This is a genomic window from Actinoplanes utahensis (genome assembly GCF_016862455.1).
GTDB lineage: Bacteria > Actinomycetota > Actinomycetes > Mycobacteriales > Micromonosporaceae > Actinoplanes > Actinoplanes utahensis.
The window spans coordinates 1-25,415 of record NZ_BOMZ01000053.1 but is presented as its reverse complement, the minus strand read 5'-3'; the positions used below and the strand labels follow the sequence as shown (position 1 = coordinate 25,415).

The 25,415-nt window shown below is 69.9% G+C and carries 25 protein-coding genes and 1 tRNA gene; 12 read left to right on the top strand and 14 right to left on the bottom strand.

All coding sequences use genetic code 11. The annotated features are described in order from the left end of the window. Positions 1-953: 953 nt before the first annotated feature. The gene (locus Aut01nite_RS20500; RefSeq protein WP_152629105.1) at positions 954-1,682 is read left to right on the top strand and encodes a hypothetical protein; all 729 of its coding nucleotides are present in this window, start codon (positions 954-956) and stop codon (positions 1,680-1,682) included. Here Aut01nite_RS20500 and Aut01nite_RS20495 read toward each other — a convergent pair. Next, positions 1,631-2,410, bottom strand: a complete 780-nt coding sequence (locus Aut01nite_RS20495) for a CPBP family intramembrane glutamic endopeptidase (protein WP_043532899.1) — start codon at positions 2,408-2,410, stop codon at positions 1,631-1,633. The genes Aut01nite_RS20500 and Aut01nite_RS20495 overlap by 52 nt on opposite strands. Before the next feature lie 118 nt (positions 2,411-2,528). On the opposite strand from Aut01nite_RS20495, the gene Aut01nite_RS20490 reads away from it, so the two are divergent. Continuing rightward, positions 2,529-3,638, top strand: a complete 1,110-nt coding sequence (locus tag Aut01nite_RS20490) for a globin domain-containing protein (RefSeq protein ID WP_043532932.1) — start codon at positions 2,529-2,531, stop codon at positions 3,636-3,638. Between the two features lie 5 nt (positions 3,639-3,643). On the opposite strand, the gene Aut01nite_RS20485 is transcribed toward Aut01nite_RS20490, so the two are convergent. Further along, positions 3,644-5,173: a peptide deformylase gene (locus Aut01nite_RS20485; protein WP_043532898.1), complete on the bottom strand. Its 1,530-nt coding sequence runs from the start codon at positions 5,171-5,173 to the stop codon at positions 3,644-3,646. A gap of 334 nt (positions 5,174-5,507) precedes the next feature. On the opposite strand from Aut01nite_RS20485, the gene Aut01nite_RS20480 reads away from it, so the two are divergent. Next, positions 5,508-6,290 carry a hypothetical protein gene (locus Aut01nite_RS20480; RefSeq protein ID WP_043532931.1) on the top strand — a complete coding sequence of 261 codons (783 nt, stop codon included), beginning with the start codon at positions 5,508-5,510 and terminating at the stop codon, positions 6,288-6,290. Between the two features lie 125 nt (positions 6,291-6,415). On the opposite strand, the gene Aut01nite_RS20475 is transcribed toward Aut01nite_RS20480, so the two are convergent. Beyond that, on the bottom strand, positions 6,416-8,278 hold the full coding sequence (locus Aut01nite_RS20475) for a DUF6311 domain-containing protein (protein ID WP_052164558.1): 1,863 nt from the start codon (positions 8,276-8,278) through the stop codon (positions 6,416-6,418). A gap of 374 nt (positions 8,279-8,652) precedes the next feature. Here Aut01nite_RS20475 and Aut01nite_RS20470 point away from each other — a divergent pair, with 374 nt between their 5' ends. Then, entirely contained in the window at positions 8,653-9,366 is a 714-nt protein-coding gene (locus tag Aut01nite_RS20470; protein WP_043532896.1) for a class I SAM-dependent methyltransferase, read from the top strand. A 79-nt stretch (positions 9,367-9,445) separates the two neighbouring features. Here the strand turns inward: Aut01nite_RS20470 and Aut01nite_RS20465 are convergent, their stop codons facing one another. The 4 genes from Aut01nite_RS20465 to Aut01nite_RS20450 all read right to left on the bottom strand — a co-directional run bounded on the left by Aut01nite_RS20465 (position 9,446) and on the right by Aut01nite_RS20450 (position 13,259). Next, positions 9,446-9,976 carry a YbhB/YbcL family Raf kinase inhibitor-like protein gene (locus tag Aut01nite_RS20465; protein WP_043532895.1) on the bottom strand — a complete coding sequence of 177 codons (531 nt, stop codon included), beginning with the start codon at positions 9,974-9,976 and terminating at the stop codon, positions 9,446-9,448. A gap of 413 nt (positions 9,977-10,389) precedes the next feature. Further along, complete coding sequence (locus Aut01nite_RS43640) at positions 10,390-11,322, bottom strand: C40 family peptidase (protein ID WP_236643162.1); 933 nt, start codon at positions 11,320-11,322, stop codon at positions 10,390-10,392. 233 nt (positions 11,323-11,555) lie between these two features. After that, entirely contained in the window at positions 11,556-12,149 is a 594-nt protein-coding gene (locus Aut01nite_RS20455; RefSeq protein WP_043532894.1) for a DUF4352 domain-containing protein, read from the bottom strand. Positions 12,150-12,296: 147 nt separating this feature from the next. After that, positions 12,297-13,259, bottom strand: a complete 963-nt coding sequence (locus Aut01nite_RS20450; protein ID WP_043532893.1) for an NAD(P)H-quinone oxidoreductase — start codon at positions 13,257-13,259, stop codon at positions 12,297-12,299. A gap of 68 nt (positions 13,260-13,327) precedes the next feature. Between Aut01nite_RS20450 and Aut01nite_RS20445 the strand changes: the two genes are divergently transcribed. After that, positions 13,328-13,412: transfer RNA gene (locus tag Aut01nite_RS20445), tRNA-Ser, on the top strand. Between the two features lie 63 nt (positions 13,413-13,475). Here the strand turns inward: Aut01nite_RS20445 and soxR are convergent. Next, positions 13,476-13,955, bottom strand: a complete 480-nt coding sequence (gene soxR / locus Aut01nite_RS20440) for a redox-sensitive transcriptional activator SoxR (protein ID WP_052164550.1) — start codon at positions 13,953-13,955, stop codon at positions 13,476-13,478. A 46-nt stretch (positions 13,956-14,001) separates the two neighbouring features. On the opposite strand from soxR, the gene Aut01nite_RS20435 reads away from it, so the two are divergent. Then, complete coding sequence (locus Aut01nite_RS20435) at positions 14,002-14,667, top strand: thiamine pyrophosphate-binding protein (RefSeq protein WP_043532892.1); 666 nt, start codon at positions 14,002-14,004, stop codon at positions 14,665-14,667. Continuing rightward, a complete protein-coding gene (locus Aut01nite_RS20430) occupies positions 14,664-15,536 on the top strand; it encodes a transketolase family protein (protein ID WP_043532891.1) in 873 nt (290 codons plus the stop codon). The genes Aut01nite_RS20435 and Aut01nite_RS20430 overlap by 4 nt, the downstream gene beginning before the upstream one ends. Positions 15,537-15,591: 55 nt before the next feature. Here the strand turns inward: Aut01nite_RS20430 and Aut01nite_RS20425 are convergent, their stop codons facing one another. Then, positions 15,592-16,023: a hypothetical protein gene (locus Aut01nite_RS20425; protein WP_043532890.1), complete on the bottom strand. Its 432-nt coding sequence runs from the start codon at positions 16,021-16,023 to the stop codon at positions 15,592-15,594. A gap of 111 nt (positions 16,024-16,134) precedes the next feature. Here Aut01nite_RS20425 and Aut01nite_RS20420 point away from each other — a divergent pair, with 111 nt between their 5' ends. Continuing rightward, positions 16,135-16,542, top strand: a complete 408-nt coding sequence (locus Aut01nite_RS20420; RefSeq protein ID WP_052164557.1) for a PH domain-containing protein — start codon at positions 16,135-16,137, stop codon at positions 16,540-16,542. Between the two features lie 22 nt (positions 16,543-16,564). On the opposite strand, the gene Aut01nite_RS20415 is transcribed toward Aut01nite_RS20420, so the two are convergent. Further along, positions 16,565-17,467, bottom strand: coding sequence for a rhomboid family intramembrane serine protease (locus Aut01nite_RS20415; RefSeq protein ID WP_043532888.1), 903 nt, complete (start codon positions 17,465-17,467; stop codon positions 16,565-16,567). A 23-nt stretch (positions 17,468-17,490) separates the two neighbouring features. Further along, positions 17,491-18,015 (bottom strand): peptidylprolyl isomerase, encoded by a 525-nt coding sequence (locus tag Aut01nite_RS20410; RefSeq protein ID WP_043532887.1) that lies wholly within the window; start codon positions 18,013-18,015, stop codon positions 17,491-17,493. 169 nt (positions 18,016-18,184) lie between these two features. Between Aut01nite_RS20410 and Aut01nite_RS20405 the strand changes: the two genes are divergently transcribed. Then, positions 18,185-18,715 (top strand): hypothetical protein, encoded by a 531-nt coding sequence (locus tag Aut01nite_RS20405; RefSeq protein WP_043532886.1) that lies wholly within the window; start codon positions 18,185-18,187, stop codon positions 18,713-18,715. Here Aut01nite_RS20405 and eccB read toward each other — a convergent pair whose 3' ends face one another. From eccB to Aut01nite_RS20390, 3 genes are all read right to left on the bottom strand, one after another. Beyond that, the gene (gene eccB / locus Aut01nite_RS20400; protein ID WP_084000035.1) at positions 18,716-20,077 is read right to left on the bottom strand and encodes a type VII secretion protein EccB; all 1,362 of its coding nucleotides are present in this window, start codon (positions 20,075-20,077) and stop codon (positions 18,716-18,718) included. A 60-nt stretch (positions 20,078-20,137) separates the two neighbouring features. After that, entirely contained in the window at positions 20,138-21,256 is a 1,119-nt protein-coding gene (locus Aut01nite_RS20395) for a magnesium and cobalt transport protein CorA (protein WP_043532884.1), read from the bottom strand. Between the two features lie 85 nt (positions 21,257-21,341). Beyond that, positions 21,342-22,436, bottom strand: coding sequence for an aminotransferase-like domain-containing protein (locus Aut01nite_RS20390; RefSeq protein ID WP_043532928.1), 1,095 nt, complete (start codon positions 22,434-22,436; stop codon positions 21,342-21,344). A 123-nt stretch (positions 22,437-22,559) separates the two neighbouring features. Here Aut01nite_RS20390 and Aut01nite_RS20385 point away from each other — a divergent pair, with 123 nt between their 5' ends. The 3 genes from Aut01nite_RS20385 to Aut01nite_RS20375 are packed head-to-tail and all read left to right on the top strand — an operon-like array spanning position 22,560 to position 25,184. Beyond that, positions 22,560-23,291, top strand: a complete 732-nt coding sequence (locus Aut01nite_RS20385) for a phosphocholine cytidylyltransferase family protein (RefSeq protein ID WP_043532883.1) — start codon at positions 22,560-22,562, stop codon at positions 23,289-23,291. After that, a complete protein-coding gene (locus Aut01nite_RS20380; protein ID WP_043532882.1) occupies positions 23,279-24,340 on the top strand; it encodes an iron-containing alcohol dehydrogenase family protein in 1,062 nt (353 codons plus the stop codon). The genes Aut01nite_RS20385 and Aut01nite_RS20380 overlap by 13 nt, the downstream gene beginning before the upstream one ends. After that, a complete protein-coding gene (locus Aut01nite_RS20375; RefSeq protein WP_084000034.1) occupies positions 24,321-25,184 on the top strand; it encodes a CDP-alcohol phosphatidyltransferase family protein in 864 nt (287 codons plus the stop codon). The genes Aut01nite_RS20380 and Aut01nite_RS20375 overlap by 20 nt, the downstream gene beginning before the upstream one ends. Positions 25,185-25,415: the final 231 nt, after the last annotated feature.

Here is a 25,415-nt window from a genome sequence, read left to right as displayed (position 1 = left end):
CCGAGCAGAAGCCCTCCGCCGAGCAGCCGGCCGCGAGCCCCGCGCGCCGTACCGCGCCGCCGGCGGTCACCTTCCAGCCACCGAAGCCCGGTCCGGGTGCCGAAAGTCACTCTTCAAACCCCTCTTCGGGTACGGGGCAGGCACCCCCGCAGAAATCCACACCCGCACGCCGCACCCCGCGGAAGGACGAGCCCCGCCCGCCGGCGCCGACCGCGGCCACGGTGCCGCCCCAGCCGTCCCGCCGCCCGCAGGACTCCCCGCCCATCGACCCGACGGCGGGAAACCCGACGGCTGGCGAGCCGACGGCTGGCGAGCCGACGGCTGGCGTCGAGCAGCAGCCCACAAACAGCGCGCCTGACCGCGCGTCCGCTGAAGATCCGCCCGAGCAGACGCCTGCTGGAAAACGGCCGGGCCGGTCCCTCCCGGAGAACGGTCCGGCACAGCGGTCCGTGAGGAAGGCAGCCACGCCCGCCAAGCGCGCTCCGGCAAGGAAAACGACCCCCGCCGCGAAGGCAACCCCCGCACCGGAGACCCCCGCGAAGAAGGCGGCTCCAGCCAAGAAGGGCACCCCGCCGCGGAAAGCCTCCGCCCGGAAGCCGAAGGAAACGCCGCCGCCGATCGCGACGGCTCCGCTGGGTCCAGCAGCATCCACAACGCCCAGCACCCCACAGCCGGAGGGAACCGAGACACCGCAACTCACACCCCCGGATTCGCCGAAGACGAAGTCGACCGCGGCACCCGAAGCGGTGCCAGAGACGGCACCCGAAGCAGGCACCGGATCGATCGCGGCACCGGAGGCAGAGGTGATTGCGGCGCCCAAGGCCGCGCCGGAAGCAGCGGTAATCGCAGCGTCTGAGACAGCGGAGACCAAGGCGATCGCCCCACCGGAAGCAGCGGTAATCGCAGCGTCTGAGACAGCGGAGACCAAGGCGATCGCCCCACCGGAAGCAGCGGTGGTTGCGGCACCCACGGCGGCGCCCGAGGCGGCATCCGAGGCGACGCCGGAAGCGGAGACGGCCGCGGTGGAAACGGCGACGGCGGAAACGGTGACGGCGAAGGCGGCGGAAACGGTGGCGGCGGAGGCGGCGGTTGTTCTGCGGCTGCCGTCAGTGGCTCCGCAGGTTCGGGTTCCGGTGGGGAAGCGGTTCGAGTCGCTGGCGGAGGAACTGCTGGCTGAGCCCTCCCGTACCCCCGAGATCCTGGCTCTTGCCGCCGTCGAGGCGATCGGGCCGCGAGCGAAGGCCTGGGCCGCCCGCGCCCGCGACACCTATCCCACAGCGTCCCCGCAGGCGCTGGCCCGGCTGGCCGCGCACCGGTTCACCCGGACCGCCGGCATGCGCGGTGCTCTGGGCGCCGTCGCCGGCCCGTTCGCACCTGTCGCGTTGACCACCGCCATCGTGGTGACGCACGCCGAGCTGGTGTTGCACGTGGCGGCCGCGTTCGGGATGGATCCGGAGGATCCGCGGCGGGCGAAGGATCTGCTGAGGCTCGCCAGTCCGGGCAGTGGGCCGTTCGTGGCGTGGGCCGCGTTGTGGCTCGCTAACCGGGCGCTGCCGGGCGTGAGTCTGGTCACCGCCGTGCTGGGCGCCCGGGCGACTGCCGGGATGGTGGCGGCCCGCGCGCAGCGGTTCTATGCGGAGGATTCGAGCCAGTCGAGCCAGGATGCGGGCAGTAGTTCGTAACCGACGAAGGCGACGATGTCGAGGAGGCTGTGCGCGACGATCAGCGGCATGACCCGCTTGGTCCTGAGGTAGAACAGCGCGAAGACGACGCCCATGATCGCGTTGCCGATGAAGGCGCCGAAGCCCTGGTAGAGGTGGTAGGAGCCGCGTAGCACGGCGGACGCGGCGATGATCCACACCGGGGACAGGTCGAGGGAGCGGAGCCGGGTCATCAGGTACCCGACGACGATCACCTCTTCGAGCACCGCGTTCTGCACGGCGGCGAGGATCAGCACGGGCAGGGTCCACCAGTAGGCGTCGAGGCCGGACGGGCGGATCTGCGCGTTGATGCCGAGCTGCAGGGCGGCGTACACCAGAAGAAGCCCCGGAAGCCCGATCCCGGCCGCGAGGCCGGCGCCCCACCCGATGTCGAAGCCCGGCTTGCGGAAGTCGATGCCGAGGTCGCGCGGCCGGATGTGATCGCGCCACAGCAGGAACAGGGCCAGCATCACCGGGATCAGGGCGAAGAAGATGCCCAGGAGCTGGTAGGTGAGGTCGAGGTAGGGGCGCGGGGAGACGGTCGGGTTGAGGGTGGCGGTCTGTTTGGCGAGCGGCGCCTCGGCGGTGAGTTTCGCGGTGAGCGAGACGATGGAGTAGATGGCGGACTGCCCGAGCGACAGCAGCAACACGATGGTGATCTCGGTCCCGTACCGCGGACGGGTTGACTGCTGCTGTTCCTCGACGCTCACCCGACAACTGTAGGCGAGGCACAAATTCGCCCATTTCGGCAAACGGCGCGCCGGGCAGGGTGGCGAATCGCACTTCGGGTGCGTCGTGTTCCCGACTGTGCTGACCACCCTGAATGACATGGGAGACCTCGCACGCTTGCTCAAGGAGAGCTGGAGCCTGGTCGAGGAGCATCAGGACAAAGTCGCGGGCTATTTCTACGCGCGGATGTTCCTGTCGCACCCCGACCTGCGTGATCTGTTCCCGGTGCAGATGGATGTGCAGAGGGCCCGGCTGCTGGGCGCGATCGTGACCGCGGTGCAGACGCTCGAGGACCCGGAGCGGTTCGACGACTATCTGCGGGCGCTCGGCCGGGACCACCGCAAGTTCCACGTGGAACCGGAGCACTACGAGGTGGTCGGCGGGGCGCTGATCGAGGCGATGCGGGCGTTCGCGGGCGAGGAGTGGGGGGTCGAGTACGACCAGGCCTGGGCCGACGCGTACGCGGTGATCGCCTCGAAGATGCTGGCCGGTGCGGACGCCGATCAGAATCCGCCGTACTGGTACGGCGAGGTGGTCGCGCACGAACGCCGCTCGCAGGACATCGCGGTGTTCACGGTTCTGCCGTTGCAGCCGCTGGAGTTCCGGGCCGGGCAGTACCTGAGCCTGGAGGCCCCGCGTTACCAGCCGCGGCTGTGGCGCACCTACTCCCCAGCGAACGCGCCGCGCCGCGACAACACCCTGGAGTTCCATGTGCGGGCGGTGGGCGCGGGCTGGGTGTCGAGCGCGCTGGTCCGCCGGCTGCAGGTCGGGGACATGGTGAAGCTTGCCGCCCCGATGGGTTCGATGACGCTGGACCGCAGGTCGACCCGGGACGCCGTCTTCGTGGCCGGCGGCACCGGTCTCGCCCCGATCAAGTCGCTGCTGGAGGAGCTGACCCGGTACAACCGGACCCGGTGGGTGCATGTCTTCTTCGGCGCGCAGAACCGGGAGGATCTCTACGACCTGGCCGACCTCAACCGGCTGGCGGCACGGTACCCGTGGCTGTCGGTGGTCACCGCGTGCAGTGACGATCCGACCTTCCCGGGGGAGCAGGGCGACATCTCGGACGTGTTGGCGAAGTACGGCCCGTGGAAGGAGCACGACTTCTTCGTCTCCGGGTCGGGCCGGATGGTGAAGGCCACCCTGAAGACCCTCGCCGAACTTCAGGTCCCCTCAATCCGGATAAAGTATGACAGCTTCTCGGAGTGAAGCGGCTAGTAGTCCCAGGGGCGGCCGGTCTGCTGGTACTCCGCGACCGGCAGCAGGCTGGCGTCCGTCTGCATCCGGTCCACGTACAGCCGCCCCTCCAGATGGTCGATCTCGTGGCTGACCAGCCGGGCCAGCCCGCGCTCGAACGTCGTCACCACCCGGGTCCCGTCGAACCGGGCGTGCTCCACGTCGATCCGCAGCGACCGCGGCACCAGCCCCCGGTAGTCGAAGAACGACAGACATCCCTCGTACTGCTCGTCGCACTCGGTGGACTCCCCGACGACCCGCGGGTTGAGCAGGACGACCGGATCGATGTCCCGCTCCGGGGGACGGACGACGGCAGCCGCCACCGGCACGCCGATCTGCGGCGCGGCCAGCCCGACCCCCTTGCTGAACTCGTGCAGGTCGTCGAGCCGGCCCAGCGAGGTGAGCAGTTGAGTGACCGCGTTGCGGGCGGCGGACGCCTCACGGGGCAGCTGGAAGTGGCGGGCCCGCTGCCGGAGCAGGTCGGACCCGCGCTGGATGATGCCGATGCCGCGCATCCGATGCGAGGCCCGTGGCAGGGCCGGTTCCGGCGGCCCGACCTCCTCGTACAGCGGGGCGCCGGCGCCGCGGTACCGCCATTCCAGCCGGTACCGGGCATTGAGCAGGGGCGCGTCGGTGGACCACTCGAAAATGGCACGACCTCCCTCGGTGCGGCGTTCCAACGGGGTCCGGACGGGCACCTCGGCGTTGAGCGATGCCTCCACTCCCCAGACCTGGGGCTCGAAGCTCTCCGGGAAATCCAGCCGGACGGTGAGCGAGCGGGTCGGCAGCCGGACGGCGCGCTGGAACCACTGGCCCCACTTCTTCTCGTCGACCGTGTACGCGTACTCGATGATCGTCCGATCGCCGGGGTAGAGCGGGAACTGGCCGCGCTCATTGGCGAACATCAGCCAGATCTCCTTGGACGCGTCCCGGTCGAGCTTGACCCGCCACTGCATCGGCTCGGCCGCGTCGCCCTCACCGGCGAACGCCCGCACGTCCATCTCGTCGAAGTCGAGCGGGTTCTCCCGATGGTGCCGATTCGAGCCGGCCGGGTCGTGCGGGTACCGGTCGACGGCGACCTTCGCCAGGTAGCGGGTGACCGGTTCGACGCCGGCGTTGTAGAGCCAGCGCCACACCCGGCAGCGGTAGGCCCCGCCGGTGTAGGCGAGCTCGGCGACCTCACGTTCGACGATCAGGCCGGTGCCCGGCGGCAGCCACTGGACGGGGATGGGCGGTTCCCGGTGCATCCCGGCGTTGCGGGCGTGCCGGAGTTCGTCGTACTCCTGGAATCTCTGCCAGATGGCGCCGCCGGCGCCGAGCACCGCCTCGGCTCTGCGGGCGAAGTCCTCGGTGGGTTTGTGGCGCCGTCCCTCGACGTGGCTGACGTAGGAGGGATCGAAACCCATGCGCGCGGCGAGCTGCTTCTTCGTCATCCCGCGCTCGGCCCGCCATTGCGCGAGCACCGTGACGAACTGGTCTGCTGCCCGTTCGATGGGCGAGGTGGTCATCACGGATGTCCCCTTCGCGACGGCATGTTCAGTGTCACCGCGAGTCCCTGTCGCGAAGGAGCTAGTAGCGACTTGCCGACAGATACCTTGACGAATCCGGCAGCGCCAGCACGCTACGTAAAGTAATCATTACCTAGGGCATTCGCCCGAAAGATCCCCTTGCCCAGTGTGGTTAGGCTACCCTTAACCGGGTACCGTGGGTCGTCGACGAGCCCAGCCGCTCCACAAGAGCCCGGCTCGCCCCACCTACTTCAAGCAAGTCCATCCGCAAGGAGAATGCGGTGACTCAGCGACGAGTGCCGCGGGCAGGCGGACACCCGTGACCAGCCCCACCATGGAGCTCACGCAGATCCGCCCCCGGCCGTTGGCGCCGGTCACCGCGACCCTGCGCGCCATGTTCGGCACCAGCACCGAGATCCCCGGCCTGGCGCCCGGCCTCGTGGTGCCCGACATGGCCGGCTGGACCCCCACCGCCCGCCTGACCGACGTCCACCTGGACACGCTCCTCGACGCCGCACGCCGCCGGTGGAACGCTCAGCCGCACGCCGCCGCCGCGCTCGCCTGGAAGGCGTACACCTACTGGCTCACCCTCCCGGCCGTCCTCGGCTGGGCCTCCGCACGCCGGGTTCCGCTGCTCACCGCCACCGACGCGGTCATGCGCTTCGACGACCCGCGCCCGCTGATCACGCTCGGCATCCGCCGCGGCGCCACCATCGCGGTCCTGCCCAACGACCCGCTGGCCCTCTCCGGGCGCCCGGAGGTCCGGGTGGTCTCCGACGAGGACGCGCTGCTGGCCGAGTTCCGCCGCAGCATCCTCGACGAGCACCTCACCCCGCTGCTCGACGCCGTCCACGGCCGGGTCCGCCTCGGCAAACGCACACTGCTGGGCTCCCTGGCCTCCGGCGTCGCCTACGGCGTGCTGCGATCCGCCGACGCGGTCGCCGGCCCCTCCGCCGAGACCATCGACCGGCTGCTCACCGCCCTCGGCGTGCGCGACCTGATCGAGCTCCACCCCAACAACCAGGGCCGGCTCGACGTGCGACGCAAGACGTGCTGCCTGGCCTTCACCCTGCCACAGCCCAAGGTCTGCCCGGGCTGCTGCATCAAAACCCCTTAGTGGTACGGGCCGAACAAGGGCACCGTGACTCTCCGGAGCGGCGTCGGCGGCCCATCCGCCTTTGCCGCCCGCTGCGGGCTGAGCGCGGTGGTACAGGCCACCCCCGGGAGCGTGGCCCCCACCCGCTAGGAGTCGCTGGTCAGCACCGCGTCCGGGTCGTCGACGAGGGCCCGCACGTCCCAGACCCACGCGCCGCCGATCCAGGTCGGGCGGAAGCCCAGCAGGTCGGACATGGCGCGCAGCATCTCGATGTCCCGGTTCTGCGGGGTCAGCACGACCACCCCGGCCTTCCAGAAGCGGAGGTCGGCGAGCGCCATCTCGCGCCGCTCGTCGGTGATCTCCGGAACCGGGTTGCCCTGCCGGATCGAGGAGATCAGACCGCTCGTCGGGCGCCACGGCGGGGAGAACATCGCGGTCCGGTCGGACGGGTCCTGCGGGTTCTGGTTGGGCAGCAGCGCGTACGCCCCGGCGATCCGCATGTCGTGCCCGGTGTAGGCGGTCCAGCGCAGCGGGTCGGGATAGCTGCTGTCCGGCAGCGGCAGAGCGACCATGGTGTGCCGGTCGTCGAGGTAGGCCCGCCAGGCCCCAGACGTGACGAACTCCGGCACCGGCTCCATCGGGACCGTCGCCAGCGGCCGCGGGATCAGCGGCACCAGCGCCATCGCCACCGCGGTGATCATCGCGACCCGGACCGGGCCGCGGGCGGCCGGCTGGGTGCGCATCGTGTCGGCCGCGCGCTGGCAGCCGAGCGCGAGCACGATGCCGACGATCGGGGCGATCGCCATCGCCCAGCGGGTCGGCACCGCCGAGTTCAGCACCGGCAGGTGGTGCAGGAACGCCCAGATGCCCGGCACCTCGGTGTCGACACCGTTCAGCACGATGGTCGGGCCCAGCGACATGGCCGCGAAGAGGATCGCGATCGCGCCCAGCACCAGCACCGCGGCCGAGCGCCGCAGCCAGAGCAGCAGCCCGAAGAAGAGGACGATCAGGCCCCAGCCGAAGAAGGCGTTCTCCTCCGCGGGGTTCTGGGTCAGCAGGGCGGCGGTGGCGGGGTCGCCGGCCACCGAGTGCCGTGAGTAAGCGGTGAACGAGGCGAGGTCGGCCCCGAAGCCCCGAACGAACTCGGCGAGACCGTGGTAGGCCTGCGGGCCGAAGAACTGGACGCTCAACGGGTAGGCCAGCACGGCCAGGGTGGTGATCGCGGTGATGCCGAGCGCCCGCAGGAACGGCAGGACCTCGCCGCGGTGGCTCCTGCGCCGGACCACGGCCATGACCGCGCAGAAGACGCCGAGGCCGACCGCGGTCATGAAGAGGACCTCGAGGTTGATGAACGCCTGCCAGACCAGCAGGCCGGCCAGGATCAGCCCGTTGCGGACCGCGTGCCCGCGGACCCGGAGCTCCAGGGTGCGCCAGATGATCAGCGGGACGAGGAACTGCGAGACGATGTTCGGGTGGCCGCCGGCGTGCGAGACCATGCTGGGGGCGTAGGTGCAGACGAGCGCGCCGACCCAGGCCGCCGCGCGGGAAGCGACGAAGCGGCGCGAGAGCACCAGATACCACGAAGCCCCGGTTAATGACAATGCGCCGGCCAGGAATACGTTGAAGGCCACATGCGGACCGAACAGAAGAGTGATCGGCGTCAGTGGCAACGAAACGGCCAACACCGAGGTGTTGGCCATCATGTTCACCCCGTCGGGGTAATTCAAGCGGTCCGAGAAGAACGGATACGCGCCATCGGTGAGCACTCGTGCACCGTGCGCCAGCATCCACTCGAAGAAAGCCTGATCCTGCGGATCATCACGCAGTTCATGATCAAGATTGAGCCACAACGGAGCGGTGAGCAGGAACGCAGCGATCATGAAAGTGGCGAGTGCGACGATGTCCTGCCACGTCAGCAGACGCCGTCTCACCTGGGGTTTGACGGTCTCCCTGGGCGGGACGGAAACCGCGGAAGCGGTCACCGCGACGTTTGCCTCGAGGGCTATCAGCTCCGCATCCAGGTCGTCTTCGGCGGTCACCCGGCCGCGCGACAGAACGTTCTCGTCGGTCGGCTGGCCTGTCGAGTCAAAACCCGTAATCGTCATAGCATCGGCGAGCCTAACCGAGGTTTCGCAGATGCCAGCGGTGTGCGCCCCAGGCGTGATAGAGCCGATATGTACGCGTGTTTTCCGCGTGTCCGGCGAACCGCCCAGACTGTGGACTTCCGGTGAGGTAACCCATCCGAGCACCCGGCCCACCTATGTCTCAATCAGGCCAAAAAATCAGTGGTGACCAGTGCCCAACTTTCGGATAGGCGCGTCAGATGGTTAACTTCAGCGGTCCCGCTGTCAGCTCAGATCGGCAAGATGAGGGAACCTCACCTATGGCAGACATCACTGGAGACCAGCGGATCCAGTCCGAAGTGCTCGAAGGCCTCGCCATGGCCGTGAACCACCGCCGGTGGTTCGTCGAGCTCGCTCTCCCCTACCTCGGAGACAACCCCATCGAGATCGGCAGCGGCCTCGGGGATTACGCGATCGAGTGGGCGGAGCACCTGCCGAAGTTCACCGCGACCGAGGCCGATCCCGACCGGCTCGTCCTGCTCAAGGAGCGGATGGCCGAGTTCGCGAACATCGACGTGAAGCAGATGCTGCTTCCCGCCCAGGACCCGCGCGGGGAATACAGCGCGGCCGTCTCCTACAACGTGCTCGAGCACATCGAGGACCACGTGGGCGCGCTGCGCAGCATGAAGGAGCTGGTGCGCCCGGGTGGCCGGGTGATCATCATCGTGCCGGCGTTCATGTTCGCGATGAGCCAGGTGGACATCGCCACCGGGCACATCCGCCGCTACACGAAGAAGACGCTGGGCGCCGCCTTCACCGAGGCCGGTCTGGAGATCGAGAAGCTGCACTACGCGAACGCGCTGGGCCTGCTCGGTTACTACACCGCCACGAGCATCTTCAAGCTCGCCCCGAAAGAGGGGCCGATGGTCAAGATCTACGACACCTTCGTGCTGCCGGTGACCAAGGCCGCGGAGCGGGTCGTGCGGCCGCCGTTCGGCCAGTCGGTGTTCTGCGTGGCCCGCGTCCCCGGCTGACCGACCAGACCAGGTTCCGCCTCCAAGCGAAACAAGGCCGCCGGCGATCAGCCGGCGGCCTCATCCGTCTGCGGGCCCGTCAGCCGCGCACCTGGAAGGTCGGGCGGATGGTGGCCCGGGCGAGCGTGTGGAACGCCAGGTTGAACCCGACGTAGGCCGGCGACGCGTCCGGGGCCACCTCCAGGCGGTCGACGTCGATCGCGTGCACGGCGAACACATAGCGGTGGGCGCGGTCGCCGGGCGGCGGCGCGGAGCCGCCGTAGTTGCGCTCGCCGTAGTCGTTGCGCACACAGAACGCCCCGTCCGGCAGCGGGTCCACCCCACGCTCCAGCGCGGTGACCGTCACCGGCAGGTTGACCAGGACCCAGTGCCAGAAGCCGCTGCCGGTCGGCGCGTCCGGGTCGAAGCAGGTGACCACGAACCCGCGCGTCTCCGCCGGGAAGCCGGACCAGGCGAGCTGGGGCGACAGGTTCTTCCCGCCCACACTGGTGTGCACGTACAGCTCGTCGAGTGGCTGCCCGTCCGTCATGTCCGTGCTGGTCACGGTGAAGGCCGGGACCGGCGGCAGGACATCGTACGGATCGGGCGCCAGAGCGCGGTCAAGACTCATGAGGTGGCCTCCGGCGACGTGGTGAGTAACTGATCAGGTCTTCCCACGATGGGCCGAGACTAACCGTTCGACGTGACGAGCGCCTTTCGTCCGCATTGCGGCCCGCCGTCACTCGAAGGGGTAAACGCACAGGTGGTGCGCATGCTCGGACCCGTCTTCGGTAATGCTTCTGTCAGACATCCGACCGGGTGTGTGTGGCCGAGATCCCCGCGCCTGGTTGCGATCGGCTGTCGTGAAGGACCACGGCGGTCAGCGAGTCGGCACCCGTCGAACCGGCGGGTGCTGACTGCTGTCCGGGCCTTTCCGCATCGACCCGACGGTGAGCCCTCACATCGGCCCAGCCGTGAGCTTTCGCATCGACGCCGGCGTGAGCTCAGCCAGCCGTGAGCTTTCGCATCGACGCCGTCGTGAGCTCAGCCAAGCCGTGAGACGGACAGGCCGCGGTAGAGCTTGCGGTAGACGACGCCGGTGCGGTGGTTCCCCGCGTCGATCATCATCCCGTTGCCCATGTAGATGCCCACGTGCCCGGAGCCCACCACCAGATCGCCGGGACGCGCCTTGGAGCGCGAGACCGTCCTGGCCCGCCGGGCCTGTGCCCCGGAGGAGTGCGGCAGGCGCAGGCCGGCCCTGGCGTAGGCGCGCTTGGTGAGGCCCGAGCAGTCGAAGCCGTACGGTCCCTCCCCACCGCGGACGTAGCGCTTGCCGACCTGCGACCGGGCGTACGCGATCACCGCCCGCATGTCCCGCGCCGCCGACGAGGTCCGCATCCGCCGCACGCCGGTGCTACGGGCCGTCCGGCTGACCTTGCCGGGCGACAGGGTCACCTGGCGGCGCTGCACCACGACGGCCTTGCGGGCGATCCGCGTCGTCCGGGCGCGGGCCGTGTCTCGCACGGTCCGGATCTCCCGCGCCACCGGCCGGGCAGCTGGCCGGGCAGCGGGCCGGGTCACCTGCCGGACCTCGACCGGCCGGATGAGCCGGGCGGGGCGGCGGAGGACCGGCGCCGGGCGTACCCGGGTGGCGGGGCGCAGTGCGGCGGGCCGGCGCGGTATCGCACGGGAGACCCGCTGATCAGCGGCTTGGCGGCCCAGCAGGGCGGGCGGCGCCGGCGGCGTGAGGCCGGCGTCGAACCGGATCTCCCTGAGCCGGTCCGGGCGCGGTTCCGTCAGGCTGGACGCCGCCGGCTCGTCGAGCTGTCGCTTCTGAATCTCCACATCGATCGGGTGATCCGTGAGGTCCGGTGTGGCCGGCAGGGACTGGGGCGTCGTGACCGCCTCAGCGCTGTGCTCGACCGGGTCTAGGGCCGGCGTGATGACGGCCAGCGCGAGCGCGCCGGCGGTCAGCACCCGGCGGGTGGACGAACCGTGCAGTGTTGCCTCCGAAATAGGCCCGGGGCACTCGCGCGAATCCCATCCAAACGCGGCCGATGGTGCCTGCCGCGCTTATGCCGCCGTCGAAGGTGGGCAATGGGAACCCGGACAACCGTGCATATTCCGTGGACCATGCCAACACAACATCGAATCCGCCGGGGCATGATTCACATAATTGATCCCCGATCACGAACCGATAAACGCTGTGTTCAGCGCGGATCCGGGAGATCGAGGCGTACGCCCGGAGTGGACAGCGTGCCGCGCAGTGTCACCTGATTGAGCTCGGCGTCCACCGGCACGTCGAAGGGGATCACACCGGCCACCGTGTCCCCCGGCTCGATCTCGTTGAGCAGGGTCGGGTTTCGATCGTTGAGAAAGACCGCGGCCTGCTCGGCGACGGCGTAGGCTTCGCCGTTGGCGTCGTGGATCCGCAGAACCTCGCTGTTGAACAGTTCCGGTTCCCGGCCCTTGTTCGTCACATTCACGTCCAGCAGGCAGAATTGCCCGCCGGGCCGCTGTTCCAGGCCTTCCGGGCCGATCGACGACACGCCGCAGCGCAGCCCGGTCACATCGAACCGGAAGCCGCTGACCTGGGACACCCCGGAGACCGGGCCGTCCGGCAGCACGGCCGGAGGCGGCGGGGTGGTCACCACCGCCCACACGCCGAAGACGACGAGCGCGGCCGAGACGACGATGCCGCCGGCGATCCACAGCCGCGCGCGCCACCGCAGCGCCGGATCCGCGCCGTCCTCGTGCGACGGGGCGTGCCGGACGGGTGGGGTGCGGTGCGGTGCGTACGTCACGGTCTTCCCCAGCGGTCGGTACGCGTCCGCCTACCGGACGCGTTGTCCGTCCATGCTGGGTGGGCCGCGGCCGGACGAGGTCACGACTCGCCGCATATCCGGGCTTATCGGTCATATACCTCCGTTACCGTTCACCCGGAAGTGTGATCAGCGCTGGAGCACGATCTTCCCGAAGTGGTCACCGGACTCCATCAACTCGTGCGCGGCGGCCGCCTCGGACAGCGGGAACGTGCGATGGATGACCGGTTTCACCAGACCGGCGGCGACCAGCGGCCAGACCTGGTCACGCACACCGGCCACGATCCGCGCCTTGTCGGCCGCCGGACGGGCCCGCAACGAGGTCGACGACACCCGGCCACGCTTGGCCATCAAGGCGCCCAGATCGAGCTCGGCGGACCGGCCGCCCTGCATGCCGATCACCGTGATCCGCCCCTCCGGCGCGAGTGCCTCGACGTTGCGGGCCAGGTACTTCGCACCGATGATGTCCAGCACCACGTCGACCCCGCGGCCGCCGGTGTGGTCGCGCGAGACCCGTACGAAATCCTCGGTCCGGTAGTCGATCGTCAGGTCGGCGCCGAGCGCGCGCAGCCGCTCGTGTTTCTCCTGCCGCGCGGTGACCAGCACTTTCGCTCCCAGCGCAACCCCGAGCTGCACCGCGAACGTGCCGATCCCACTGCCACCGCCGTGCACCAGCAGCGTCTCGCCGGGACGCAGGCGATCCCGGTCCACCACGTTGGACCACACCGTGCAGGCCACCTCGGGCAGGGTCGCGGCCTCGACCAGCGACAACCCGGCCGGCACCGGCAGCAGCTGACCCGCCGGCACGGCCACCCGCTCGGCGTAACCACCGCCGGCCAGCAGCGCGCAGACCCGCTCACCCACGTGATGCCCGGTGACCCCCGGCCCGACCGCGCTGATCACCCCGGAGCACTCCAGGCCCGGATGGGCCGGCGCGCCCGGCGGCGGTGGATAGAAACCCTGCCGCTGCAGAACGTCCGCCCGGTTCACCGCCGACGCCGTGACGTCGACGATCACCTCGCCCTCGCCCGCCTCCGGCTCCGGCACCTCGGCCCAGACGAGCCGCTTGTCCTCGATCACGATCGCGTGCATGAGCCCGACTCTGCCCCACCGGTACGACAAGAACCAATCGCGAATGGCAGACTGGACCCCGCACCGCTGGAGGATTCGCCTAGTGGCCGATGGCGCCGGTCTTGAAAACCGGTATGGGGAAACTCATCGTGGGTTCGAATCCCACATCCTCCGCTCGATCTCCCCGGCCCCGCGTTCCCGTCGGGGGCCGGGCGGCCCCCTCCGTCCGCCTCAGTCTCAATCGAGGATCGGATTGAGGTCGAGGACCGGGTTGAGGTCGAGGACCGGGTTGAGGATGCGCTGGGGCCCGGTGCCGCCGGCGGCCAGGCGGTCGCCCGGGTTGGCGAGTTTGCACCGTTGCAGGGACAGGCAGCCACAGCCGATGCAGCCGCTGAGCTCGTCCCGCAGGCGTTCCAGCACGGTGATCCGCTCCTGGAGCCGGTAACGCCAGCGGGCCGACAGCCGGGACCAGTCGGCCTTGGTGGGGGTGCGGTTCTCCGGCAGGGAGGCGAGCGCCTCGCGGATCTCGTCGAGCGAGACCCCGACCTGCTGGGCGATCTTGATGAAGGACACCCGGCGCAGCTCGGCGCGGTCGTACCGCCGCTGGTTGCCGCTGGTCCGGGAGGCGTGGATCAGCCCCTCCCGCTCGTAGAAGCGCAGGGCCGACGGTGCGACGCCGCTGCGCGCCGAGAGTTCGCCGATGGTGAGCGTCTCCATGTAGCTCCCTTGAGTTGAAGTGAACTTCAAGTAGCAGCCTAAGCACATGACCGTGATGACGACACCAGGACACCCCGTGCACGCGCTGCTCAGCCGTGTCACCGGCGACGCGAAGCACGCGCCCAGCGCGCATTCCACACTGGACGTGCTGTGGATTCTCTACGACCGCGTGCTACGTGTCACACCCGGGACCGCCGACGATCCGGCCCGGGACCGCTTCCTGCTCTCCAAGGGACACGGCCCGGCCGCGTACTACGCCGTGCTCGCCGCCAAGGGGTTCATCCCCGCGGAATGGCTCGACGACATGGGCGGCTGGGACAGCCCGCTCGGCCACCATCCCGACCGGCTGCTGATCCCGGGCGTCGAGGTCGGCACCGGATCGCTCGGGCACGGGCTGGGGCTCGCCGTCGGCACGGCGCTCGGCCTGCGCGCCCAGGGTCACCTGGACACCCGGACGTTCGTGCTGCTCGGCGACGCGGAACTGGACGAGGGATCGAACCACGAGGCGATCGCGTACGCGGCCGCGATCCGGCTGCCGATCACCGCGATCGTGATCGACAACCGGTCGGCCACGCACGGCTGGCCCGGCGGAATCCCGGCGCGCTTCCCCGACTGGGGCGTGTCGGTGGTCGGCGGGCGCGATCACGACGAGATCGAACGGGCTCTGCGGGCCGTCGGCGACCGGCCGCACCTGGTGGTGGCGGCGCTATGAGGCAGACGTTCATCGACACCACGAAGGAACTGCTCGACGCCGACCCGCGGACCGCGCTGGTGGTCGCCGACATCTCGGCCGCCTCGTTCCGCGACGCGCAGCGCCGCCACCCGGACCGGGTGTTCAACGTCGGTATCCGGGAGCAGTTGATGGCCGGGGTGGGCGGCGGGCTCGCGCTCACCGGGATGCGGCCGTACCTGCACTCGTACGCGCCGTTCCTGATCGACCGGGCCTACGAGCAGATCAAACTCGACCTCGGGCACCAGGACGTGGGCGCGGTGCTGGTCAGCATCGGCGGGTCGTACGACGCGGCGGCCGAGGGCTACACCCACCAGTCCCCGGGCGACGTGGCCCTGCTGGACACCCTGGACGGCTGGACCGTGCACGTGCCCGGCCACCGGGACGAGGTGCCGGCGATGCTGCGCGACGCGGCCCGCCACGACGACCGGGTCTACGTGCGGCTCTCCGAGCAGGAGAACAGCCGGGCGCAGCCGGACGGCGGCGGCCTGCGGGCGCTGCGGCACGGCGGGCCGCTGGTGGTGGCGGTGGGGCCGATGCTGGACCCGGTTCTGGAGGCCACCCGGGGCCTGGACGTGACGGTGGCCTACACCAACACGCCCCGGCCGCTGGACACCGGTGGCCTCCGGTCGCTGATGCGGGCCGGTGAGCTCGTCGTCGTGGAGCCCTATCTGAAGGGCACGTCGGCCGGGCTGGTCAGCGAGGCGCTGAGCGGGCTGCCGCACCGGGCGCTGCACCTGGGCGTCGGGCGCGCCGAGGTGCGCAGGTACGGCAGCATGCGTGACCACGCGCGCGCCCACGGCCTCGATCCGGCCGGGCTGCGCCGGTCGATCAGCGAGTTCCTCGGCTGACACCAGGATGGGTATTTCGGGCGCACGGGGCGCGGCCGGAATACCCACGCCGGATCTAGACCGTGAGGGGCTTGGGGAGGAAACCCTCCCGCAACAGTTCCTCGACCCGCCACGCGGTCGCGGAGTCGTTCAGGCGCATCCGGAACCGCTCGCGCACCCCGTCCATCGCGGTGACGGCCAGTTCGATGCCCGGCTTGGACAGGTCGAGGCGCCACGTCACGTTACTGAGCAGGCGCAGGTTCGCGTTGAGGTGCAGGCGCAGCCGGTGCAGCGGCCGGGTCTCCTGGGTGACCACCAGCCGGCGCTGGGTCAGCAGCAGGAACCAGTCGCCGGAGAGCGGCGATCCGGGGCGCACGCAGCGCGCCACCAGGACCGCCGGGTCGTCCGGGTCCACGCAGTTGCGGAAGATCGAAAGGTGCCGGCCGGCCCCCGGCAGGGCCGCGGCGGCCTCGGCCGCGGGGTGGAACGTACTGGCGAACACGTCCATGCAGTGTTAACGGAAGATGAATGCCGGAAGAGGCGGGTGGCCCCACTGAATATCGAATTACAACAGCTCGCCGAGGGTGGTGTGAATCATTCTGGAATAGTGATGGGGATGATGCAGTGGCGAGTCAGACCCGTCCTCCCGGCCGCCAAGCTGGTCGCCGCCCTCGCGGTGCCCGCCCTGGCCGCGCTGTTCGCCGAGGGCGACGTGGTCCGCTGGGGCCTCGCCGTCGTCGCCGCGGCCGCGCTCGCCGCGTGGGCGGCCCGCGATCTGGTGGTCCCGGTCCGTCTGGCGGCGGATCCGGCGGGCATCACGGTGGTCACCGGCTTCGCCGGCCGCCGGCATCTGCCCTGGGCGCGGATCGAGCGGGTCCGGGTCGAGAGCACCGCCCGCCGTGGCCTGCGCAGCGACTTTCTGGAGATCGACGCGGGCGACGCCATCTACCTGTTCACCACCAACGACCTCAGCGCCCATCCGGAGGAGGTGGCGGCCGCCCTGGCCGACCTGCGCGCCGTCGCCTAGAAGGGCTTACCTGAAGAGCCGGCTAGACGATGCTCCCGGTCCGGACGACCGCCGCGACCACGATCACCACGAGCAGCGCTCCCAGGCCGATCGCCTGTTTGACGCCCCGATGCGGCCGGTCGGCATAGGCGAGGACGGCAGCCGCGGCGCCGCCCGCCGCCAGACCGCCGAGGTGACCGGCGATCGAGATGTACGGGATGGTGAACGTGAAGATCAGATTGACCACCAGCGTGGACGTCATCGCGCTGGAGTCCCGCATCAACCGGCGGTTGATCACGATGACCGCCAGGATCAGGCCGAACGTGGCGGTGGACGCGCCCGCGGACGGCTGGTTCGGCGCCTGGAAGACGTAGGCCGTCACGTTGCCGCCGATGCCGGCCAGCAGGTAGAGCCCGGCGAACCGCAGCGGGCCGAGGTGACCCTCAAGATAGCGGCCGACCTGCGCCACCAGCATCATGTTGAGCAGCAGGTGCACCGCGCCGTAGTGCAGCCACATGGCGGTGAACAGCCGGTACCACTCGCCCTGGGCGACGCCGTGGATCTCACCGTCGGGATAGAGGGCCAGGCCCAGCACCTCGCCCCAGTCGGTGACCGGGGTGCTGCTGCCGAGCAGGCCCCAGCCGCCGCCACCGGCGATGGCGCGCGGACCGCCGTAGATCGCTGAGACGATCATGACGATCACGTTGATCGCGATGATGCCGGTGGTCACCCAGCCGAGCTGGCCGGCGCGGCTCCCGCCGAAGGCGGTGCGCGCCGGCCGCTGGCTGCGGCGTCCCTCTTTGACACACTCGGGGCACTGGTGCCCGACCACCGCGTCGTTCATGCAACTGGTGCAGATCGGACGCTCACACCGGCTGCAGCTGAGCAGGGTCTCTCGTGACGGATGGCGATAGCACACCGGTGTCGTCGAGGGCGCCTCACTCATGGCACCAAAGGTACCGCGAGAGGTCAGGAACGCTCGATCGACACCTTCTCGATCACGACGTCCTCACGCGGGCGGTCGCCCGGGCCGGTCGGCGTGTTCGCGATCGCGTCGACGACCTTGGCCGACTGCTCGTCCGCCACCTGGCCGAAGATCGTGTGCCGGCGGTTCAGGTGCGGCGTGGGGCCGACCGTGATGAAGAACTGCGAGCCGTTGGTGCCCGGCCCGGCGTTCGCCATGGCCAGCAGGTACGGCCGGTCGAAGGACAGCTCCGGGTGGAACTCGTCGGCGAACTGGAAGCCCGGGCCACCGCGGCCGGTGCCGGTCGGGTCTCCCATCTGGATCATGAACCCGGCGATGACCCGGTGCGAGATGGTGCCGTCGTAGTACGGCCCGCTGCCCTTCTGGCCGGTCCGCGGGTCGGTGTACTCCTTGGTGCCCTCGGCCAGCTCAACGAAGTTGCGGACCGTCGCCGGAGCGTGATCCGGGAAGAGCTGCACCCGGATGGCGCCGTGATTGGTGTGCAGGGTGGCGTAAATGTTCTCGGCCACGGGTACTCCCGTCGTGGTGATGGGCTGTTCTCGTGCAATTCGGATCCTGCCCCATGTCGTGGATCCGGTCGCGCGGGGGTACCTGAGAAGGCAACATGACGTGGGAAGAGACCACAGGAGGTGGGCACTGGTGTTCGCAACGATTCGTCGTCGGAGCCGGAAAGCGCGGATGCGCAACGAGCTCGGGCAGAGCGTGGACCACTTCAAGCGCGCGGCCTCGATCGCGGCCCAGGAGACCAGCGCGACCGTCACACCCAAGTTCAGCGCGGCTCGCGACCGCGTGCAGCCGGCCGCGACCGCGGCTCGTGACGCGGCCTCGCAGAGCTGGGACAGTGCGCTCGCCGCGCTGACCACGGCCTCGGAGACCGTCCGGCAGGCCGGCAAGACCACCAAGAAGGCCACCAAGAAGGAGTTGAAGGCCCAGGAGAAGCAGGCCCGCAAACTCCAGAAGAAGGCCGAGAAGGCGTCTCCCCGCAAGAGCCGGACCGGCCGCCTGGCCGGGTGGGCGCTGCTGGGCACCGCGGTCGGCGTGGGCGCCGCGTACGTCGCCCGCCGTCGCCGTGAGGCCCAGTGGGAGGAGTACGAGCCCGTGTCGCGCGCCGGCGGGGCCGACGACGCCGCCTTCGAGCCGATGGAGCCGACCGTCTACACCACGGCGAACGGCACCACGACCGACCCGATCAAGCAGGACCCCCGGTAATCAGCTCGCCTTCGGGCCGGCCTGGACGGGGTCCAGCGCCGGCCCGACGGGCAGATAGTCGACCAGCTGGGACGGGATCCGGGTGGGCGTGACCTTGCCGTACCCGAACTTGCCCAGCAGCTCCCGGCTCGCCAGCGCGAACTGGACGCCGTTGTCGGTGATCAGGCTCACCGTGCCGCTGCCCGCCGGGGCGTCCGGCGACGACACCGACTCCACCACCGCGCCCTTGCCGCGCGGCATGTGCACCAGGTCGACGCTGGCCATGCCCACCGGGGTGCGCCCGGCCGGGATCTCGATGCCGGTCCGCAGCTCCAGGTTCATCTGTTCGTCCTTGAGCGTCGCGGTCATGCAGGCCGTCGACGGGGCCGCGGCCAGTTTCGGCGCGACCAGCGGCAGATCCGCCGCGGTGGAGGGCATGCCGATCTTGGACGTGGTCAGATTGTTGCCCCACTCCTGCTCGCCGACCGTGATCGGCCGGCCCGCGCCGGGAACCATGGTCAACAGCTTGAGCTGGAGCTCGCTGAGCGGGGCGACGCCGTCCGCGAGGACCATGGCGTACGAGCTGCCGTCCAGGGTCAGCACCTGACCGACCTTGCGGCCGCGGATCACCGAGGCGCCGCGGTAACCGGGGATCACCGGCGCGGCCAGGTCGGAGCCGGACGGGATGGCGTCTACCCAGGCGGACGAGACGATCCACGGACGGCTGCCGTACCAGCCGAGGACGCGCAGGGTGGCGTCGGCGCGGGCGGTCGGCAGCAGGTGCCGCTTGCCTTCGAAGACCAGGAACGTACGCCCCTTGTTGTCCTTGACCAGCAGACCGCCGCTCGGGGCGCCCTTCCCTTGCGGGACGCCGGTGCCGATCACCAGCGTGCTCTTCGGTTTGCCGGCGACCGTGCTGGTGCAGATCGACCAGGTGTCCTTGAGCAGGTTCTTGTCGGTCGGCAGCGAGTCCGGCGCACCGAGGATGCCGAGCGGCTCACCCAGCGGGACCTTCGCGAGTTTCTCGGCCGCGACCGTCTTCAGCGCGGGCGGGTTGCCGGTGGCCAGCAGCATGCCGGACGTGTAGTTCAGCACCGGGTGCAGTTTCCGGTCCGACTCCAGATAGACGTACCGCGCACCGGTCTTCTTCTCCACCAGTACGGCGCTCGGGTCGTTCGCCTGCGCCATGGTGTTGCCGGTGAACAGCCCGTAGACGGCGAAACCGCCGACCACGAGAGCGGCGATCAGCAGGCTGACCAGGGCGGTGACACCGGCCCGGCGCAGCGGCGATCGTTGCGGGTCCGGGTCGTGTGACACCAGCGCCGCCACCACACGCTGCACCGAGTATTGATACGAATGCAGCTCATCCTGACGCGACGGCACCCGGACACTCTAGAGCCCCGCGCCGATGTCGTGGGGGGTCACCCGTCGCGAGCGACGATGTCACAGCCACCCGTTGCGGCGCAGAGCCCGGTACAGCAGCACCGTGATGATCGACAGAAGGGCGATCAGAGCGGGATAGCCGTACTTCCACTCGGTCTCCGGCATGTAGTCGAAGTTCATGCCGTAGACACCGGCGAAGGCGGTCCAGACCGTGGCGATGGCCGCCCAGGACGCGATCTTGCGCATGTCGTTGTTCTGGTCGACGGTCACCTGGGCGAGACGGGCCTGCAGGATCGAGTTGAGCAGGTCGTCGTAGGAGGAGACCTGCTCGACCGTACGGGTCAGATGGTCCTGGACGTCCCGGAAGTAGCGCCGGATCTCCTTCGGCACGACACCCTGGCTGGACGTGATCGCCGCGAGTGGGCGCTGGAGCGGGACGACCGCCCGGCGGAACTCCACCAGCTCTCGTTTCAGCTGGTACACCTGCTGTATCGGGGCGATCCGGTCGCGCGAGAAGACGCCCTCCTCGATCAGGTCCAAATCGGCCTCGAAGTCGTCGGCCACCTCGAGATAGTGGTCGACGACCCGGTCGGTGACCGCGTAGGCCACCGCCCACGGGCCCTGTTGCAGCAGCGCCGCCCGCTGGTTCTCCAGGTCGGCGCGCACCGGCGCCATCTCGGACGCGTCGCCGTGCCGAACCGTGATCACGAACTGCTCACCGATGAAGATCATCATCTGGCCGGTCTCGACCACCTGCGAGCTCTCGGTCAGCTCCTGGTGCGGCACGTACCGGGCGGTCCGCAGCACCAGGAAGTGCACCGCGCCGAACTGCTCCAGTTTGGGCCGCTGCTCGGCCTTGACCGCGTCCTCCACCGCCAGCTCGTGCAGGCCGTAGATGCGTGCGATCGAGGCCATCTCCGCGTCGGTCGGCGCGTGCAGCCCCAGCCAGACGAACGCGCCCTCCTGCCGGGAGGCCTCCTCGAGCGCCTGGTCGGGGGCGAACTCCCCGGGCGTGCGCTTACCGTCCATGTAGACGCCGCAGTCGACGACCGAGGTGGGACTCTGATCGGACCCGCCCGGTTCGAAGTGGTCGCCGTTGTTCAGCAGGCCACGCATCCGGGCCGCCCACGCCTTGCTCAGGGGCCCGCCACGGGCCGCCCACGAGCGCTCTTCCGTCATGTCAGCCTCCCCCGGGACGACAAACCACTGGAGGCTACCCCGGCGCGGGGAACCATCCCCGCGCCGGACGGGAACGAAACCCGCGTCAGCCCCGGACCTCTTCGATCGCCTCGGCGAGCCGGCGCACGCCCTCGTCGATCTGGTCGACGGTGACCGCGGAGTACGCCAGGCGCAGCGCGTTCCGGCCGCCCTCGAGCAGGAAGTCGCTGCCCTTCACGACCGCGACACCCTTCTTCATCGCCGCCGGGAACAGCTTGTCCACGTCCACGTCCGTGGGCAGGTCGACCCAGAGGAAGTACCCGCCGTCCGGCTCGGTGAAGGTGGCGCCGGGGATGTGCTTGCGGATCGACTCGGCCAGCACCTTCGCCCGCTCGCCCAGCGCCGCGCTGACCGTCCGGACCGACTTCTCGATGTCGCCGGAGACGCAGAACTGGTGCACGATCGCCTCGGACACCATGCCGGGGGAGATGTACAGGTTGGTGGCCTTCTTCGCGATCGCGTCGATCAGCGCGGCCGGGCCCACCAGGTAACCGACCCGGACACCGGGGCAGACCGTCTTGGTGAAGCTGGAGGCGTGCACCACCAGGTTGTTGCTGTCCAGCGACAGCATCGAGGGCAGCGGCTCGCCACGGAACCGGATGTCCACGTACGGGTCGTCCTCGAAGATGATGAACTCGTACTGCTCGGCCAGGGCCAGCAGCGCGCGCCGCTTCTCCTCGGACAGGGTGAGACCGGCCGGGTTCTGGTAGTTCGGGATGATGTGGGCGAGCTTCGGCCGCACCCCGGACTCGAGCAGCGCGCGCAGCTCCTCGATGTCGACACCGTCCGACTGGAGGGTCACCTGGTGCACCTTGGCGCCCAGGTTCTGCAGGTTGAGCAGCGTCCGGTCGTACGTCGGCTTCTCCACCACCACGTCGTCACCGGGCTGCACCAGGTGGCCGAAGAGGAACGCGTCCGCCTGCAGCGAACCGTTCGTCACGATGACCTGGTCGGGGGAGACGTTGTGCTTGTCGGCGATCCACTTCCGCAGCGGGAGGTAGCCGACAGAGGTGCCGTAGGCGGTCACGCCGGCGGGGTCGGCGTCGAAGGCGCGGGCGGCGGCGGCCTTGAGCCCCTCCACGTCGACGATGTCCAGCGACGGCGCGCCACGGGCAAAGGAGATCAGCTGCTCAGCGGTCATGGACATCAGCTTAGAAGCCGGGTCTATACCATTTTCCGTGCGCCCCTCGCGAGTCCTACGGATGAGACACCGGCGGCTATCCTCGCTGGGCACACCTGACGTACCTCTGGAAGGAACCGCCCCATGATCGGATTGGTACTCGCCGCAGGGGCTGGGCGCAGGCTGCGCCCGTACACGGACACGCTCCCGAAGGCGCTGGTCCCCGTGGACGGGGAGACCACGATCATGGACATCTCGCTCCGCAACCTCGCGGCCGCCGGCCTGACCGAGGTCACCATCGTCGTCGGCTACCGCGCCGGCGCCGTGGAGGAGCGCGTCGAGGGTTTCCAGAAGAAGTACGGCGTGAAGATCTCCCTGGTGCACAACGACAAGGCCGAGGAGTGGAACAACGCCTACTCCCTCTGGCTGGCCCGGGACCACTTCGCGCAGGGCGCGCTGATGGTCAACGGTGACACCGTCCACCCGGTCAGCGTCGAGGAGACGCTGCTGGCCCGCCGGGGCCCGAGCATCCTGCTCGCCGTGGACACCATCAAGAAGCTGGCCGACGAGGAGATGAAGACCGTCTTCGACGAAGATGGCCAGCTGACGAAGATAACGAAACTGATGGATCCCACCGCGGCGTACGGTGAGTACATCGGCGCCAACATCATCGAGCCGGTCGCGGCCGGCCGGCTGGCCGACGCCCTGAAGACGACCTTCGAGCGCGACCCGAACCTCTACTACGAGGACGGCTTCCAGGAGTACGCGAACCGTGGCGGCGAGGTCCGCGCGGCCGAGATCGGCGACCTGCCCTGGGTCGAGGTCGACAACCACGAGGACCTGGCGAAGGCCCGGGACATCGCATGCCGCTACTAGCCCGGAGCGTCCAGACCCCGCTGCACGTTCAGGTGCGGCGGGGCGCGGTCGCCGACCTCGGCCGGATCCTGGCCGACGGTCGGATCTCCTCGGGCGGCGAAGTCGCCGTGGTGGTCGGCCCGGGCCTCGGCGAGCGGATCGTCGACCTGCTCCGGCCCTCCCTGCAGTCGGCGACCGTGCACGTCACCACCGGCGGCACCCTGGACGCCGCGCTCGAACTGGCCGCCAAACTGCGCTCCGGCCACTACGACGCGGTCGTCGGCATCGGCGGCGGCAAGACCGTCGACACCGCGAAGTACGCGGCCAGCCGCTGGGGCCTGCCGATGATCTCGGTGGCCACCAGCCTCGCCAACGACGGGATCGCCTCGCCCGTCTCCAGCCTGGTCAACGACGGGATCAAGGGCTCCTACGGGGTGCACATCCCGTTCGGGGTGATCGTCGACCTGGACTTCGTCGAGAACGGGCCGGACCGGGTCAACCGGGCCGGCATCGGCGACGTGATCAGCAACATCAGCGCGCTCGCCGACTGGGAACTGGCCCGGCAGGTCCGCGGCGAACCCGTCGACGGCATCGCCGCGTCCCTCGCCCGCATGGGCGCCGAGGCGATCCTGTCCATGCCCGGCGACCTCAGCGACGACACGTTCGTCACCACCCTCGCCGAGGCGCTGATCTCCAGCGGCCTGGCCATGGCCGTCAGCGGCAGCAGCCGGCCGTGCAGCGGCGGCTGCCACGAGATCATCCACGCCACCGACTCGCTCTTCCCGGACACCGCCTCGCACGGCGAACTGGCCGGGCTCGGCGCGCTGTTCTGCACCTTCCTGCGCGGCGACGAACCCCGTTTCCGGCAGATGGCCGCATGCCTGGCCCGCCACCAGCTCCCCCGCACACCGTCCGATGTCGGCCTCGACGCCGAACAGTTCGCCCGGGTCGTCCAGTTCGCCCCTCGAACCCGCCCGGACCGCTACACCATCCTGGAACACCTCGCGATGACGCCGGAACAGATCCGGCAGAAGCTGGCCGAATACGACGATGTCCTCACAGCCCTCTGACCTCGGCAACGGCGCGGGCCACCCCACCGCCCGCCCCGGCGCGGTCCCCTCACAGCCCGGCGTCACCCGCATCGACAACAACGACGCGCCCGGTCCCGGTCCGACGCCCGCCGCCGGGTCCGCCCCGGCTTCCGGCACGACCTTCGGCGGTACGCCCACCGCAGCCGACTTCTACGCGGCCAACCGTGGCGGCGGCCTGTTCAGCGAGGCCGTCAGCCAGCGGATCGGCGCACGGATCTCGGTGTGGGCGAACAAGCACAAACTCGCCCCGACCGTGCTCACCATCTTCAACCTCGGCCTCGGCTGCCTCACCTCGTTCATCGTGATCGTCGCCGCCGGCCCGGTCGCCCGGGACGACATCTGGGCATGGCCGATCGGCCTGATCGCGCTGATCGGCTGGCAGCTCGCCTACGCCTTCGACTGCGCCGACGGACAGCTCGCCCGAGTCACCAAGCAGACCAGCGCCGCCGGCGGCCGCCTCGACGTGCTCTGCGACGTGGCCGTGCAGACCTCGCTCGTCGCCGCGTTCGCCGCCACCGCCGCCGCACAGGAACCGGCCACCCCCGCGTGGCTGCTGGCCGCCTTCGCCGCCACCTGGATGGTCAACCTGGTCACCTCGGTGATGCAGTCCGGCACCCAGGCCGCCAGCATGGTCACCAGCACGTCCCTGCCGGTCCGCCTGGTCAAACTGGTCCGCGACTACGGCGCGGTGATCGCCTTCGCCGGCGTGCTGCTCACCGTCGCCCCGCAGTTCGCGGTCTGGTTCGTCGGCCTGTTCACCCTGATCAACGCCGGCTTCCTGGCCGCGAGCATCGCCTTCTCGGGGCGAGCTGCACTGCGCTGAACATCCGCGGGACGAGGTGATCGGCCGGCTCACCCGAGAGGGCGACGCAGCCGGTCGGCTCACTCGCGGGGACAGGCGTGCTGGCTTTCTCGCCCGCGCGACGAGGTAGCCGACCTGCATCACCTACGGGACAACGTAGCCGGCGCACTCACCCGCGGGGACAGGCGTGCTGACTTTCTCACCCGCAGGACGAGGCAGCCGGTCCACTCACCCGCGGGACGAGGTAGTCGG

Excerpts from the sequence above, each read along its gene's own strand:
- Aut01nite_RS20385 (WP_043532883.1), top strand. The coding sequence starts at position 22,560 with ATGATCGGATTGGTACTCGCCGCAGGGGCTGGGCGCAGGCTGCGCCCG.
- Aut01nite_RS20450 (WP_043532893.1), bottom strand. The coding sequence starts at position 13,259 with ATGCACGCGATCGTGATCGAGGACAAGCGGCTCGTCTGGGCCGAGGTG.
- Aut01nite_RS20490 (WP_043532932.1), top strand. The coding sequence starts at position 2,529 with ATGGGAGACCTCGCACGCTTGCTCAAGGAGAGCTGGAGCCTGGTCGAG.
- Aut01nite_RS20420 (WP_052164557.1), top strand. The coding sequence starts at position 16,135 with ATGCAGTGGCGAGTCAGACCCGTCCTCCCGGCCGCCAAGCTGGTCGCC.
- Aut01nite_RS20430 (WP_043532891.1), top strand. The coding sequence starts at position 14,664 with ATGAGGCAGACGTTCATCGACACCACGAAGGAACTGCTCGACGCCGAC.
- Aut01nite_RS20415 (WP_043532888.1), bottom strand. The coding sequence starts at position 17,467 with ATGAGTGAGGCGCCCTCGACGACACCGGTGTGCTATCGCCATCCGTCA.
- Aut01nite_RS20405 (WP_043532886.1), top strand. The coding sequence starts at position 18,185 with ATGCGCAACGAGCTCGGGCAGAGCGTGGACCACTTCAAGCGCGCGGCC.
- Aut01nite_RS20395 (WP_043532884.1), bottom strand. The coding sequence starts at position 21,256 with ATGACGGAAGAGCGCTCGTGGGCGGCCCGTGGCGGGCCCCTGAGCAAG.
- Aut01nite_RS20480 (WP_043532931.1), top strand. The coding sequence starts at position 5,508 with ATGGAGCTCACGCAGATCCGCCCCCGGCCGTTGGCGCCGGTCACCGCG.
- Aut01nite_RS20375 (WP_084000034.1), top strand. The coding sequence starts at position 24,321 with ATGTCCTCACAGCCCTCTGACCTCGGCAACGGCGCGGGCCACCCCACC.
- Aut01nite_RS20380 (WP_043532882.1), top strand. The coding sequence starts at position 23,279 with ATGCCGCTACTAGCCCGGAGCGTCCAGACCCCGCTGCACGTTCAGGTG.
- Aut01nite_RS20390 (WP_043532928.1), bottom strand. The coding sequence starts at position 22,436 with ATGACCGCTGAGCAGCTGATCTCCTTTGCCCGTGGCGCGCCGTCGCTG.
- Aut01nite_RS20435 (WP_043532892.1), top strand. The coding sequence starts at position 14,002 with ATGACCGTGATGACGACACCAGGACACCCCGTGCACGCGCTGCTCAGC.
- Aut01nite_RS20425 (WP_043532890.1), bottom strand. The coding sequence starts at position 16,023 with ATGGACGTGTTCGCCAGTACGTTCCACCCCGCGGCCGAGGCCGCCGCG.
- Aut01nite_RS20465 (WP_043532895.1), bottom strand. The coding sequence starts at position 9,976 with ATGAGTCTTGACCGCGCTCTGGCGCCCGATCCGTACGATGTCCTGCCG.
- Aut01nite_RS20485 (WP_043532898.1), bottom strand. The coding sequence starts at position 5,173 with ATGACCACCTCGCCCATCGAACGGGCAGCAGACCAGTTCGTCACGGTG.
- soxR (WP_052164550.1), bottom strand. The coding sequence starts at position 13,955 with ATGGAGACGCTCACCATCGGCGAACTCTCGGCGCGCAGCGGCGTCGCA.
- Aut01nite_RS20470 (WP_043532896.1), top strand. The coding sequence starts at position 8,653 with ATGGCAGACATCACTGGAGACCAGCGGATCCAGTCCGAAGTGCTCGAA.